This is a genomic window from Actinomadura montaniterrae (assembly GCF_008923365.1).
Classification (GTDB): domain Bacteria; phylum Actinomycetota; class Actinomycetes; order Streptosporangiales; family Streptosporangiaceae; genus Spirillospora; species Spirillospora montaniterrae.
Window position 1 is genome coordinate 1 of record NZ_WBMR01000094.1, and the last position, 13747, is coordinate 13747.

The 13747-nt window shown below is 71.2% G+C and carries 10 protein-coding genes; 7 read left to right on the top strand and 3 right to left on the bottom strand.

All coding sequences use genetic code 11. The annotated features are described in order from the left end of the window. Positions 1-480: 480 nt before the first annotated feature. Together F9B16_RS27640 and eccCa are read right to left on the bottom strand one after the other, a co-directional pair. A complete protein-coding gene (locus tag F9B16_RS27640) occupies positions 481-1197 on the bottom strand; it encodes a methyltransferase domain-containing protein (RefSeq protein WP_151543131.1) in 717 nt (238 codons plus the stop codon). A gap of 95 nt (positions 1198-1292) precedes the next feature. Beyond that, a complete protein-coding gene (gene eccCa / locus F9B16_RS27645; protein WP_151543132.1) occupies positions 1293-5276 on the bottom strand; it encodes a type VII secretion protein EccCa in 3984 nt (1327 codons plus the stop codon). A gap of 177 nt (positions 5277-5453) precedes the next feature. On the opposite strand from eccCa, the gene eccD reads away from it, so the two are divergent. The 7 genes from eccD to F9B16_RS27680 all read left to right on the top strand — a co-directional run bounded on the left by eccD (position 5454) and on the right by F9B16_RS27680 (position 12589). After that, positions 5454-6854: a type VII secretion integral membrane protein EccD gene (gene eccD / locus F9B16_RS27650; protein ID WP_151543133.1), complete on the top strand. Its 1401-nt coding sequence runs from the start codon at positions 5454-5456 to the stop codon at positions 6852-6854. Positions 6855-6861: 7 nt separating this feature from the next. Further along, positions 6862-8307 carry a type VII secretion protein EccB gene (gene eccB / locus F9B16_RS27655; RefSeq protein ID WP_151543134.1) on the top strand — a complete coding sequence of 482 codons (1446 nt, stop codon included), beginning with the start codon at positions 6862-6864 and terminating at the stop codon, positions 8305-8307. Between the two features lie 216 nt (positions 8308-8523). Then, positions 8524-8844 carry a WXG100 family type VII secretion target gene (locus F9B16_RS27660; protein ID WP_264159802.1) on the top strand — a complete coding sequence of 107 codons (321 nt, stop codon included), beginning with the start codon at positions 8524-8526 and terminating at the stop codon, positions 8842-8844. A 46-nt stretch (positions 8845-8890) separates the two neighbouring features. Continuing rightward, positions 8891-9184, top strand: a complete 294-nt coding sequence (locus F9B16_RS27665) for a WXG100 family type VII secretion target (protein WP_151543136.1) — start codon at positions 8891-8893, stop codon at positions 9182-9184. A 97-nt stretch (positions 9185-9281) separates the two neighbouring features. Beyond that, on the top strand, positions 9282-9863 hold the full coding sequence (locus F9B16_RS27670) for a WXG100 family type VII secretion target (protein ID WP_151543137.1): 582 nt from the start codon (positions 9282-9284) through the stop codon (positions 9861-9863). A 26-nt stretch (positions 9864-9889) separates the two neighbouring features. Then, on the top strand, positions 9890-11074 hold the full coding sequence (locus F9B16_RS27675; RefSeq protein WP_151543138.1) for a hypothetical protein: 1185 nt from the start codon (positions 9890-9892) through the stop codon (positions 11072-11074). An 84-nt stretch (positions 11075-11158) separates the two neighbouring features. Beyond that, a complete protein-coding gene (locus tag F9B16_RS27680; protein WP_151543139.1) occupies positions 11159-12589 on the top strand; it encodes a S8 family serine peptidase in 1431 nt (476 codons plus the stop codon). Positions 12590-12626: 37 nt separating this feature from the next. Here F9B16_RS27680 and F9B16_RS27685 read toward each other — a convergent pair whose 3' ends face one another. Next, positions 12627-13175, bottom strand: a complete 549-nt coding sequence (locus F9B16_RS27685) for a hypothetical protein (protein ID WP_151543140.1) — start codon at positions 13173-13175, stop codon at positions 12627-12629. Positions 13176-13747 lie beyond the last annotated feature (572 nt).

Here is a 13747-nt window from a genome sequence, read left to right on the forward strand (position 1 = left end):
GGGGCGGGGCAGGCGGAGCCTGCCCCCATCACCTGCCCAGGGGCCGCAGAGGCTCCAAAGTCAAGGGTGGACGAAGTCCATCGCGTAGCGACGCCGAAGGCGCCCTTGACTTTGGAGGGGCGGCCCCGTACGCAAGCGCCACCCCACCACCCGAACACCCATTCGCTGTTATCGGCCTTGGAGAACCCGCTATGGGCCTTGGAGAAATCTGCTATGGATCTGGAGAACCTGCTATGCGCCTGGAGCAACCTGCTATCGACTTTGAAGAGCCTGTTATCGGTCTAGAGAACCCGTTGTCGGCCTAGGCAACCTGCTACGAGCGCGGAGAACTGTTACGGGCGCGGTGAACCCGCCTCGGGCCTGGTGAACCCGCCTCGGGCCTGGTGAACCCGCCTCGGATCCGGTGAACTTGCCACGGGCCCAGAGAGCCTTCTATCGCCCCAGAGCACCTGCCATCGGCCTGAAGGAAATTCGTGGGTCTCAAGGGTTGGTGGCGGATGCCAGGAAAAGAGGGAGGGCCACGAAGAGGCGGTTGGTTCGGGTGCGTTCTTGCTGGTCGGCTAGCCAGTCGTCGGCGAGGCGGGGTTCGGCGAGGCGGGTGAGCAGGGGGAGGACGGCGGCGTCGGTGAACACGGCGGTGTGGACCTCCACCGCGACGTCCTGGAAGCCGGCGTCCAGCAGCAGGCCGCGGTACTGGCGGGCGGCGCGCGGGGACGGGATCTCGTCGGCGCGGGCGTGGACGAGGGTGCGGGTGAGGTCGGGGAACGCGGAGTCGATGACGAGGGTGTCCCAGTCCTGGCCGCAGAGGACGATGCGTCCGCCGGGGGCGAGGACGCGGCGGGCCTCGGCGAGGGCGTGCGCGTGCGCGGGGGCGGGGAGGTTGTGGAGGACCTTGTCGGCGCGGTAGCCGGTGAGTTCGGCGTCGCGGAACGGGAGGGCGCGGGCGTCGGCGACGCGGAGGTCGGCGTCGGGGTGGCGGGTGCGGGCGGCCTCGATCATCTGGTGGTCGAGGTCGATGCCGGTGGTGCGGACGCCGCGGGCGGCGAGCTCGGCGACGGCGCGTCCGGTGCCGCAGCCGATGTCGGCGACGTGCGCGCCGGGCGCGGTGCGGAGCAGGTGGTAGGTGCGGGCGCGGAGCCGGGTCGCGGCGGGGGTGGCGTCGGCGGCGTCGAGCGCGGCGATGAGGTCGGTGGGCATGCGGCCATGCTGGGACTTCAAGTGAACTTGAAGTCAAGCGCCGCGGAACGCGAAGAGCCCCGGGCGCGGGCCCGGGGCTCTTCGGAGGAAGGCCGCTACTGCACGTCGCCGTGGAAGGCGGTCTGGATGAGGCGCTTGCCGGCGCGGCGGTCGGAGTGGGTGCCGCGGCCGACGGGCAGCGGCCCGGGGCGGACGTCGAACAGGTTGCCCTCGTCCTTGTTGCCGGACATGATCAGCGCCGGGCTGGCCATGTCCTTCAGCCGCTGCATGACCGGGTCGTACATGGCGCGGCCCGCGCCGCCCATGGTGCGGGCGAGGATCAGGTGCATGCCGATGTCGCGGGCCTGCGGCAGCAGCTCGGCGACCTGCGCGAGCGGGTTGCCGGACGGGGTGGCGACGAGGTCGTAGTCGTCCACGACGAGGAACAGCTCCGACCCGCTCCACCAGGACCGGTTTCGCAGCTGCTCGGGCGTCAGGTCGGACGGGGGGAGCCGGTTGACGAGGGCGCCGTTGACGTCCTTCATCAGCCCGGCCGCCGCGGTCGACGACGCCGCGTACCCGATGACCTGGTCGCTCTCCGCCGAGTCGAGCAGGGCGCGGCGGTAGTCGAGCATGATGATGCGGGCCTCGTCGGGGGTGTAGCGCGCCTTGACGGCGTCGACGATGACGCGCAGCAGGTTCGACTTGCCGCATTCGTTGTCGCCGACGACGACGAAGTGCGGGTCGTTCTCGAAGTCCAGCAGGACGGGCGACAGGGTGTCCTCGTCGATGCCGATCGGGATCCGCTTGCCGGTCTCGGCGACCTGCGGCAGCGAGGTGAGCGGCAGCACGTCCGGCAGCATCCGGACCTGCGGCGCGGGCGGGCGGCCCTGCCAGCCGGCCTGGACGGTCTGGATGAGCTGCTTGACGCCGTCGGCGAGGTCCTCGGAGGAGGGGCGGCCGTCGGCGCGGGGCAGCGCGGCGAGGAAGTGCAGGCCCTCGCGGGTGATGCCGCGGCCGGGGCGGCCCTCGGGGACGTTCGCGGCGAGCTTGCGGTCCATCTCCGACTCGTACGGGTCGCCGAGCTTGAGCTCCAGCTTCGTGCCGAACAGGTCGCGGATGGTGAGGCGGAACTCCGACCACTTGTTGGTGGCGGCGACGACGTGGATGCCGTAACCGAGGCCGCGGGCGGCGAGGTCGGTGATGGTGGTCTCGACGGCCTCGAACTCCTGCCGGACGGTCAGCCAGTTGTCGACGACGAGGAACACGTCGCCGAAGCCGTCGCCGGGGATCTGGCCGGTGGCGCGCAGCCGCCGGTAGGTGGCGATGGAGTCGATGCCGCGCTCGGTGAAGAACCGCTCGCGGGACTCCAGCAGCCCGGACACCTCGGCGACGGTGCGGCGGACGCGGTCGGGGTCGAGGCGGCTGGCGACGCCGCCGACGTGCGGGAGGTCGGCGAGCGGGGCGAGGGAGCCGCCGCCGAAGTCCAGGCAGTAGAACTGCACCTCCTGCGGCGTGTGCATGAGCGCGAGGGAGGTGATGAGGGTGCGCAGCAGCGTCGACTTGCCGGCCTGCGGGGCGCCCGCGACGCCGACGTGCCCGGCGGCGCCGGACAGGTCCAGCCACATCGGGTCGCGGCGCTGGTCGAACGGCTTGTCGACGATGCCGGCGAACGCGTGCAGCTGCCCGCGGCCGTCCCAGCCGGCGGTGGTGAAGCCGAACTCGGGGGTCTGCTGCAGGTTCGGCAGGACCTGGTCCAGGGTGGACGGGTCCTCCAGCGGCGGCAGCCAGATCTGGTGCGGGGGCGGGCCGTGCCCGGCGAGCTGCTTGACGACGAGGTCGAACAGGCTGATCTGCGGGCCGTCGTCGTCCTTGGCCTGCCGCTGCTGCTGCTGCGGCTGCTCCTGCATCCGCGGCTGCACGTAGGCGGGGGTGAACGGGACGATCTGGGCGAGCTGCCGCGGCCCCTGCTGCCCGTTCTGCGCCGCCCCTTCCTCCTCGGGACGGTACGCGCCGGACACGTACGCGGCGCGGAACCGGGTCAGCGACTCGGTGCCGATCTTCAGGTAGCCGTTGCCGGGCGCCTGCGGCAGCTCGTAGGCGTCGGGGGAGCCGAGGACGACCCGCGACTCCATCGCGGAGAACGTCCGCAGGCCGATCCGGTACGACAGGTGGGTGTCGAGGCCGCGGAGCTTGCCCTCCTCGAGGCGCTGCGACGCGAGCAGCAGGTGGACGCCGAGGGACCGGCCGAGGCGTCCGATCATCACGAACAGCTCGGCGAAGTCGGGCTTGGCGGACAGCAGCTCGGAGAACTCGTCCAGCACGACGAACAGGGTCGGCATCGGCTTGAGCGCGGCGCCCTGCTCGCGGGCCTTCTCGTAGTCGCGCAGCGAGGCGTAGTTGCCGGCCTGCCGCAGCCATTCCTGGCGCCGCACCATCTCGCCGTGCAGCGCGTCGTACATGCGGTCGACGAGGGGGAGCTCGTCCTCCAGGTTGGTGATGATGGCGGAGACGTGCTGGAGGCCGTCCATGCCGAGGAACGTCGCGCCGCCCTTGAAGTCGACGAGGACGAAGTTCAGCACCTCCGAGGAGTGCGTCATCGCCAGGCCGAGGACGAGCGTGCGCAGCAGCTCCGACTTGCCGGAGCCGGTCGCGCCGATGCACAGGCCGTGCGGGCCGTACCCGCCCTGCGCGGCCTCCTTGATGTCGAGCTCGATGGGGCGGCCGTCGGCGTCCAGGCCGATCGGGACGCGCAGCCGGTTGCGCGGGGCGCGCGGCTGCCACGCCTGCCGCGGGTCGATCCGGGTCGGGTCGGGGACGCCGAGCAGCGTCGTCAGCGTCGTCGCGGCGGACAGCGCGTCCAGCTCGGCGCCGGCGGCGGCGCTGGCCCGCAGCGGCGCGAGCTGCCGCGCGAGGCCGTCCGCCTGGACGTAGCTGTAGTGGTCGGGCTTGCCGAGGGAGCTGGCGACGTCCTTGCCGGTGCGGTCGCGGCGCAGCATCGCCATCTTGTCGGCGGCGACCCGCAGCCGCAGCATCGTGTTGTCGGCGGTGGGCGCGACGTGCCCGGTGAGGTCGATCACGCAGACGCCCTCGATGCCGTCCGAGCCGATCTGGGAGTCGGGGGTGACGGCGCCGCCGTCCACGATGACGACGTGGTAGGGCAGGTCGTTCTGCGACAGGCCGGGGGTGAACCGGGCGCGGTCCTTCACCTCGGTGCCGAACATCCGCTCGAGCTCCGACAGGCTGCCCGCCATCAGCCGGACGGGCCCCGCCGCGTCCGTCAGCGTCGGGTGCATCGAGTGCGGCAGCCACTTCACCCAGTCCCAGTGCGGCATGGCGTCCGGGGACGCGCACACGCTGACCCGCATGTCGTCGGGGGAGTGGAACGCCGTCAGCTGCGCGATCATCGCGCGGACCATGCCGCGGACCGCGTCGATGTCGCCCATCGGCAGGATCCGCGCGAACGACGGCAGCGACACCGCGACCGGCAGGTTCGGGACGGTGGAGTGCGCGCGGACGAACCGGCGCAGCGCGCCCGCCGTCATCGGCTCCAGGTCCTCGATGGGCTTGGTCTCCGGCGGGATCAGCTGCACGGCGAGCTTCTGCGGGCCGGCGCCGATCCGCACGTTGCCGAAGTCCGCGTCGGAGGGGCGGCGCTCCCAGATCCGGGCGCTCATCACCAGCGACCACAGCGAGTCGGGGGCGGGGCTGTTCCACTCCAGCGACTCGCGCTGCTGCTCGGCGGCGCGCCGCACGCGGCGCCGCACCTGGCTGAGGTAGCGGAAGTAGTCGCGGCGGGCGCCGTTCAGCTTGAACTTGCGCTCGCCGGAGCCGCGGCTCAGCTGCCCGATCATCATGCCGCCCATGGCCAGCGCCATGCCGCCGCTGCTGATCATCATCATCGGCGACTTGGTGCCGCCGCCGACGAACATCAGGCCCATCATCACCGGCATGACGGCCATCGGGAGGTAGGTGAGCACGGCCTGCATGCCGCCGCTCTGCATCTCCGGGATCTCCGGGGGCGACTCGAGGAGCAGCTCGCCCTTCGGGGCAGGGGGCGGTTTCCGGCGCTCCTTGCGCTTGACGAGTTCCGTGCTCACCTGGGGGTTCCCTCCGCGGGCCTACGCGTCCCGAGGGCGGCCGGACGACGACGGGGAGCACGACCGACCCGCGGGTTGGTGGAGTTTGGTGTTGATTTAGCGTAATCGGACGTCACATCCTAAGCTGCGCGTCGATCGGATCCAGCCCGCGATCTGACCTGGAGGACGGGAGCTCCCGTGAATTCCCCCGCCACAACCGAACTGTGCAGGGTCACCATCGTCGCGCCGCGGCGGCGCGTCGACGTGTCCCTGCCCGCCGACGTGCCGCTCGCGCACATGCTGCCGACCCTCCTCCGGGCCGCCGGGGAGAACATGGCCGATGCCGGTCTCGCGCACTCCGGGTGGGTGCTGCAGCGGCTGGACGGCAACCCCTTCGACCCGGCGCAGACGACGAGCGCGCTCGGCGTCCGGGACGGCGAGATCCTCTACTTCCGGCCGCGGATGGCGCAGCTGCCGGAGATGTCGTTCGACGACGTCGCCGACGTCATCGCGACCGGCATCCGGGAGCGCTCGGACCGCTGGCGGCCGACGACGACCCGCTCGTTCGGGCTCGGCGCGGCCGGGGTCGCGCTGGCCGTCGGCGCGGTCGTCATCGCGCTGTCCGGCCCGCCGTGGATCATCCCGGCGGCCGCCGCCGGCCTGATCGCGCTGCTGACCCTCGTCGTCGCGATCGCGCTGTCGCGGGCGCTCGCCGACTCCGGCGCCGGCGTCGTCCTCGGCTACGCGGCGCTGCCGTACGCGTTCCTCGCCGGCGCGCTCGCGCCCGCGCGCAAGGGCGCGGAGCTCGCCGACCTCGGCGCCCCGCACCTGCTCGCCGGGTTCGGGGTGGCCGCGCTCGCCGCGATCATCGCCGCGTTCGGCGTCGCGGACGGGCTGCCGGTGTTCCTCGGCGTCGCGTTCGCCGCGTTCGTCGGCGCGGTCGGCTCCGGCGTCGGGTTCGCGTTCGACGACCTGCCCGCCGCGGGGATCGCCGCCGTCGCCGCGGTGCTGGTGATGATGTTCATCGCGGCGGTCCCGTCGCTGTCGTTCAAGCTGGCGCGGGTGCCGCTGCCGCCCGTCCCGGCCAGCGCGGAGGAGCTGCGCAGCGACACCGAGACCGTCGACGGCCGGATGGTGCTCGCCCGGACCGCCGCCGCGGACCGCTTCTCCACCGGCCTCATCGCGTCCATCGCCCTCGTCGCCGCGGGCGCGATGCTGTTCCTGTTCGGCTCGGACGGCTGGGCCGGGCCCGCGACGAGCGCGGTGATGTCGGTGTCGCTGCTGCTGCGCGCCCGCGTCTTCCGCGGCGTGTCGCAGCGCGCCTGGATGCTGGTCGTCGGGCTGTTCGGCCTGGTGCTGACCGTGATCGGGGTCGCGGTCCACGGCAGCCAGCTCGTCGCGCTCGCCGCCGCCCTCGTCCCGCTGCTGGTCCTCGTCGGCGTCGTGGTCGGGGTGACGATGTGGCTGCCGACGCACAAGCCGACCCCGTTCTGGGGACGCTGGGGCGACATCCTCGACGTCCTGGTGATGATCTCGCTGATCCCGCTGGCGCTCGCGGTGCTGGACGTCTACTCCCGCGTCCGCGGGCTGGCCGGGTGAGGCGCTGATGCAGAGCCGGCGGGATCTCTACCAGGCGCACCGGCTGATGACGCAGCGCGTCGGGCTCGCGCTGCTGCAGGGCGAGCCCGACGTCGCCGAGTCGCCGATGCGGCGGTTGTCGGCGGCCGCGTTCGGCGGCGTGATGGTCGGGCTGCTGGTCGTCGCGGTGTTCGGCATCTGGGGCGTGCTGTCGCCGGGCGGCGCGAAGGGGCTGGACCAGCCGGGCGTCCTCATCATCGAGAAGGAGACCGGCACCAAGTACATCTACGACGCCAACACCAAGAAGATGTTCCCGGTCGCGAACTACGCGTCCGCGATGCTGGCGCTGAACTCCGACAACGTCTCCCGCCGGACGGTGTCGCGCAAGTCGCTGGACGGGTTCGAGCGCGGCGCGATGATCGGCATCCAGGGCGCGCCGGACTCGCTGCCGGGCAGCGACCAGCTCATCCGCGGCCCGTGGTCGGTGTGCGTGCGCGAGACGCAGGCCGCGAACGGCGTGCCGCAGCAGCTCACCGCCCTCGCCGCCGGCCGCGACGTCGGCGGCCGCGGGCTCGGCGACGGCGAGGCGCTGGTGGTGCAGTCCGGCGGCGTCGGGTGGGTCATCTGGAAGGACCACCGGATGCAGCTGTCGCTGCCGCCGAACCAGGTGTCGGTCCTGACGAACGGCCCCGAGGCCGCCCAGGTCCCGCCGAAGTGGCTGAACGCCATCCCGTCCGCCGGCGGCTTCGGCGCCCCGAACGTCCCCGGGCGCGGCACGACGGTGTCCGGGCCGGGCGGCGGGCAGGCCAGGGTCGGCCAGGTGTTCCGGGCGCAGACCGGCGCGAGCGGGCAGACGCTCTGGTACGTGATGCTCCAGGACGGGCTGTCGCAGATCAACGCGACGCAGGCGCAGCTGCTGCTGCTGGACCCGAACGAGAGCCAGGCCTACCCGGGCGCGAGCGTCCGGCCGGTCGACACCGACGTGTCGTCCGCGCAGCAGATCACGTCGAAGACCCGGCTGCTGGACCAGAACCTGCCGCCGACGCTGCCGAAGTTCGTCAAGTGGGACCCGTCGACGCCGCTGTGCTCGGTGTTCCCGGTCGGGTCGTCGACGTCGCACCTGACGGTCGGCGGGTCGCTGCCCGCGCCGTCCGCCGGGGTGCTCGGGTCCGGCTCCGCCGGCGGGTCCAGCACCGTGGACCAAATGGTGCTGCCGCCGGGTGGCGCCGCGCTGATGAGCCTCGTGCCGGGCGGCGGCGACTCGTCCACCACCACCGAGGGCTCGGGGTCGCTGTCGCTCGTCAACGACCAGGGCATCCGGTTCGCGCTGCCGTCGGCGGACGTCGCGAAGAAGCTCGGCTATGACGCGAAGAAGGCCGCCCCGGTACCGTCGAGCGTGGTGCACCTCATCCCGCAGGGCCCCGCGCTGGACCCGACACAGGCCCGAAAGCCCATTCCGACCGCCGGAGGCTGACGAAGGGACCGTCCGAAATCGGTGTGATGTAGATCACGTGAATATTCCCATCCCGCCATGAACCACTAGATCATCATTCACGTCGACATAGGCGGGACATACGACCTATGATCGCTGACATTTCGTGCCTCAGGAGTGCTCCCCGGGCAGGCCGCGCGCCGGCTCCTTGCGGCTCCCGCGGCGCGGCGCCACAGACTCGCAAACGGAGGTGACACTGTGGGTGGACAGTCCGCAGTCGACAGAAACGCAATGCAGCAGGCGGCGACGCGGATCGAGGACTCCGCGAACATCGTCAAGGGCCTGCAGAGCCAGCTCGAGAGCCACAAGTCGTCGCTGATGTCCGGCTGGGCCGGCAACGCCGCGGTGTCGTTCGACCGGGTCTTCAACGAGTTCCAGACCGAGATGAACAAGGTGCGCACCGCCCTCGACGGCATGCACCAGAAGCTGACCCACACGAAGATCACGTACGAGTCGACCGAGCAGGAGCAGACCGACGCGGTCAACAAGATCAACCAGCTGCTCAACGGCGGCACCTGATCGCCCCTCCCACCCGCCGACCCCCTGAACGCGAAGGACTCGTGACGTGAGCGACAGTTACACCAAGGCAAACTTCGGCACCATGCAGCAGGCGCAGGCCGACTTCTCGCTGGCCTACCGCGCCCTGACCGACGAGCTCCACGACCTGGAGTCGCAGCTCGAGCGCCACCTCTCCCAGTGGGAGGGCGACGCCCAGGGCGCCTACTGGGAGGCCAAGCGCACGTGGGACGCCGCCGCCGCCCACATGGGCCAGGTCCTCAACCAGCTCGGTGTCGTCATCGGCGAGGCGCACAGCAACTACAGCGCCGCGGAGCGCCGCAACCAGGGCATCTGGGGCTGAACGACCGCTGGACCGCCTACGTCGTGCCGCCCCGCCCGGGCCGCACGGCGTAGGCGCGCCAGGGGGGTCCGGAGGCCATTCGCCAGGAGGATGAGCTATGAGCAAGTACAACCTGCCGCCCGAAGCGCTCGCGAAGATCGACTACACCTACACGACTGGCGCCGGTGAGTACACGCAGGTCCAGACCCAGCACGGGCTGACCCAGCAGGAGTGGAACGACCTTCCGGAGTACGAGCAGCGGCAGCTCTACTACCAGTACGGTGTCCCGGCCAAGAGCCCGACGGACCCCTCCAACGCCGTCCCGCGCGGCTCCCAGCCCGACGACGAGAAGTGGGGCATCGAGGCCGACGACGGTTACGAGGTCGACCCCAAGGAGCTCCGCGACCTCGCCAGCAAGATGCACAGCGAGTTCACCGGCTGGCAGCAGCGTCTCGCCAAGGTCCAGAAGATCGCCATCACGACCGGCAACCTCGGCGGCGTCCCGGGCAGCGAGAGCTTCGTCGACCTGGCGAACCAGTCGCGCGACGGCTTCGGCACGTACATCAAGAACATCACCGACGCCTACAACGGCGTGATCGAGAAGCTGAAGGCGACCGCGGACGGCTACGAGGCCGCCCACGGCAAGACCCAGCAGCAGGTCAACAGCGTGAACCCCGGCGGCAACGCCAACTTCAAGTAGACCGCCGAACGGAGGGAGGTACAGCCATGGGCCAGGAGTACTACGTCATCCGCGGCTCCCAGTCGTGGTCTAAGCCGACTGCCGACGGGATGAGCCTCGACGACGTCAAGAAGAAGCTGTCGAGCATCAACTCGGAGCCGGTGAAAGAGGCCGGCACCGCCTACTCCGACGCGGCGGACGCCTTGGCGGAGATGAGCACCGCGCTCCGCGGGTTCGCTCAGACGCTGGTGAAGCACTGGAAGGGCGACGAGGCCAAGAAGGCGGTCGCGCAGCTCCAGCAGGTCCACGCGACCTCGATCAATCTCTCGAACAGCAGCCACACGAACGCCTCGACCTACACCTGGTACGGCACCCAGATCCTCGACTGGTACAAGCAGGCCGGCCAGGACGCCAGCGACGGCCTCATCCACACCAGCGGGGACGACAAGCACGGCCGGGAACTGATGCAGCGGTTCCTCAACCGCACCGGCGAAGCGTTCAACGCGCACCCGACCCAGATCACCAAGGACCTTCCTGAGGACCACGGTGGGCTGAGCGACAAGCCGACGTACCCGGGTGGTCCCGGTGGCCCCGGCTCCGGAGGCGGTGGCGGCTTCGGCGGCGGGGGTGGCGGCATGCCCGGTGGAGGCGCCGGTGGTGCGGGCGGAGGCTTCGGCAGCGACCCCGGCGGCCTCGGCAAGTACGGCTCCGGCGGCTCCGGCGGGTCCAGCCCGTTCGCGCCCGCGGCCAACAGCGGTCCGCACCTTCCGGGCGGCGGCTCCGGTAGCGGTGGCTTCGGCAGCGACCCCGGCGGCCTTCCCGGGAGCCACGGTGGCGGGGGCAGCCTCGGCGGAGGCGGCCTCGGCAGCGACCTGTCCAGCTTCCCCGGCGGCGGTGGCGGCGGAGGTCTTCCGTCTACCGGCCTCGGCGGAGGCGGCGGTGGCGGCTTCGGCGCCGACCCCGGTGGTCTCGGCGGAGGTGCGGGCGCCGGTGGCGGTCTCGGCGGCTTCGGCGCGACTCCGGGCGGTCTCGGCGCTGCAGGCGGCGGCCTGGGCGGTGCGGCCGGTGCGGCCGGACGCGCCGGCGCCGGACGCATGGGCGGCGGCATGCCCATGGGCCACGGCGGCCACGGCAACGGCAAGGAAGAGGAGCGCGAGCGCACCACCTGGCTGTCCGAGGACGACGACGTCTGGGGCGCCGACGATGACACCGCACCTCCGGTGATCGGCTGATCGCCGCGGTATCGACGACATGAACAGGGCGGACGGGGGCCTGAACCTCCGTCCGCCCTTTCCGCATCTGGATGGGATAGGACAATGCGACGGCTGATCCAAGCGGCGGCGACGGCGGCCGCGATGGGCCTGGCTCTCGGGCCGGTGACCGCGGCCCATGCGGGACCTGTCGAGCAGAAGGAGTGGTGGTTCGACTCCTGGGGGATCAGGACGGACGTGTGGCCCCAGAGCAAGGGCGCCGGCGTGACCGTCGCGGTGGTCGACACGGGGGTCAACGCCTCGCTGCCCGACCTGAGGGACGCCATCGTACCGGGCAAGGCCTTCAACGCGTCCGGGCAGCCCACGTCCGATGATGCGACGCAGGATCAGGACCCCGAGGAGGGGCACGGCACCGCCATGGCCAGCCTCATAGCGTCCCGTGGCACGCATAGCGGGTTCTACGGCATCGCCCCCGAAGCGAAGATCCTCCCGATGCACGAACCGGGTCTTTCACCGGACGCCACGTCCGCCGTGATCCGCTATGCGGCGGACCACGGCGCCAAGGTGATCAACTTTTCGCAGGGAGCGTCGTCCGCTGTCTATCCGAACCATTGCCCGCCGAAAATGGTCGAGGCTCTCAAATACGCCGACAAAAAGAACGTCGTGGTCGTCGCGGCCGCCGGCAACTCGGGCGACTACAACAACGACGTGGAGATCCCGGGCTCCTGTCCAGGCGTGCTCGCGGTCGGTGCCGTCGACCACCAGGGCAAACCGTGGGAGCACACCCAACGGCAGGACTACGTCACGGTCGCCGCACCGGGCGCCGGCGTCGGCGGTATGGGCAAGACGGGGCACGTCTACAACAACGGCGAGGGGACGAGCCAGGCGACCGCACTGACGTCCGGAGCCGTTGCGCTTCTCCGCAGCAAGTATCCGCAGATGACGGCGCGCCGGGCGGTCCAGGTCCTCACCAACACGGCGAAGGACTTCGGTAAGCCGGGCAAGGACGACCAACTCGGTTACGGCGTCATCAGCATTCCGCGGGCGCTGAAGAACGACGTCTCGCAGACCGCCCCGAACCCCGTCTACGCGCGGCTCGACAAGCTCGCCGTCAAGGGCTCTACCGGCGGGGGCGGCACTCAGGGGGCGCCCGCGACGAAGAACGACAGCAGCGATTCCGGCGGCTCGAACGGGCCGCTGATCATCGGTGGGATCGTGGTCGTCGTCGTGCTGGTCGGCGCCGGGCTCTTCATCGTGATGCGGCGCCGGAAGCCGAGCGGCGCGGGTGGCGGGCCGTACGCGTCGGGGCCTTTCCCGAACGGGCCTCAGCCGATGGGGCAGCCGGGGACGCCTCCGTCCTTCGGTGGCAACACCGGCGGCCAGCCGCTGCCTCCGCAGGGCGGCGGGCAGCAGTTCCAGGGGCCGCCGCAGGGGCAGCCGAACCCGAATCTGGCGCCGCCTCAGAGCGGACCGAACATGGCGCCTCCCGCGCCGCAGGGACCGCCCAACCCGAACCTGGCGCCGCCTCCCGAGTGAGCGTTGCGGACCCGGGCCGGTCGGTGGCCGGCCTGGGTCAGCGGCGCACGCAGGTCTTGCAGGACGACAACGCCGTGGTGACGTCGCGCGCGACGGCTTGGGCGGCCCCGCGCGTCACCGATTCGTCCAGCGGGACGGCTTTCTTCTGAACCGCGACGCCGTCGTGGTCGAGCGGGTAGGTGGCGCCGTCGAAGTCGACGGTGATGACGGCGTTCTCCGTCCGGACGACCATTCTCGTGGTGCCGTTGCGTCCGAGCGCGGTCGTGGTCACGCTGTGGTGCAGGAAGGCCTCGTCGCCGAGTCCACGCGTCAGGATCGGCGCCTCGTTGTGGATCGATCCGACGCTGTCGGTGACCGTTCCCTGCTTAGAGGTCCGCCAGGCAGACTGGTATTCGGACTTCGCATCGGCGAGCCCAGAGGTACCCACGAACAACCGCATCGCGACCCGCAGATGCCGCGAAATCAGCGTCTTGCCCTTCTGGGCGCTGAGCGGCTCGCGCCAATCGCAGGCCGCGTACTGCTGGCCGCCGGAAACCCCACCGGTGTCAGGCGTCGGCTTCTCCGCCGCCGGCATGTACTTGGACACGACGGCCGTGGACGGCGACTGGCACGCCGCCGGCAACGCCGAGAAGTGAATCCGAGGCGCGGGCTTCTCATCCGACCCGGACGTGCCCCAAACCACCGCTCCACCGACCACGACGACCGCCGCAGCCGCCCCAGCGATCGCTGCTCGCGGCCGAGCCTTCAGCCACCCGAGGGCAGACCCCCGCGCCGTCCCCTCAGCGCCTGAGAGGGGCTCTGAGCCCTCCGCAGCCGGCTCCGGCGCGACGACCTCTGGCGCGGCCTCGCCGCCGCCATCCGCCTCCTGAGCCTCTCGGTACGACCCGTCCAACTCCTGATCAGGAGCCACGAACTCCGGCCGCGAACCCTCAGCCAACCTTCAAGCCCCCAAACCACAACGAGCCGTCCGTCCGATACGCCGCGAGATTAACACCGAACCAAAGGCGCTCTCTCACGTCCCGAAATCGAAGACGCTCACCGAGCCACTCCTCCCAGGTAGCACCGCATCGCCTCGACGCGGCGACGGAGCGGCACGCTCCGCCCGCTGTCCTGACTATGGCTTGACTCGTCTTGCGCCCCACGGAAAGATTCCGCGGA

What these genes read in the sequence shown, in the direction of transcription:
- F9B16_RS27640 (WP_151543131.1), bottom strand. Translation starts at nt 1,197, where the DNA reads ATGCCCACCGACCTCATCGCCGCGCTCGACGCCGCCGACGCCACCCCC.
- F9B16_RS27680 (WP_151543139.1), top strand. Translation starts at nt 11,159, where the DNA reads ATGCGACGGCTGATCCAAGCGGCGGCGACGGCGGCCGCGATGGGCCTG.
- F9B16_RS27670 (WP_151543137.1), top strand. Translation starts at nt 9,282, where the DNA reads ATGAGCAAGTACAACCTGCCGCCCGAAGCGCTCGCGAAGATCGACTAC.
- F9B16_RS27675 (WP_151543138.1), top strand. Translation starts at nt 9,890, where the DNA reads ATGGGCCAGGAGTACTACGTCATCCGCGGCTCCCAGTCGTGGTCTAAG.
- eccB (WP_151543134.1), top strand. Translation starts at nt 6,862, where the DNA reads ATGCAGAGCCGGCGGGATCTCTACCAGGCGCACCGGCTGATGACGCAG.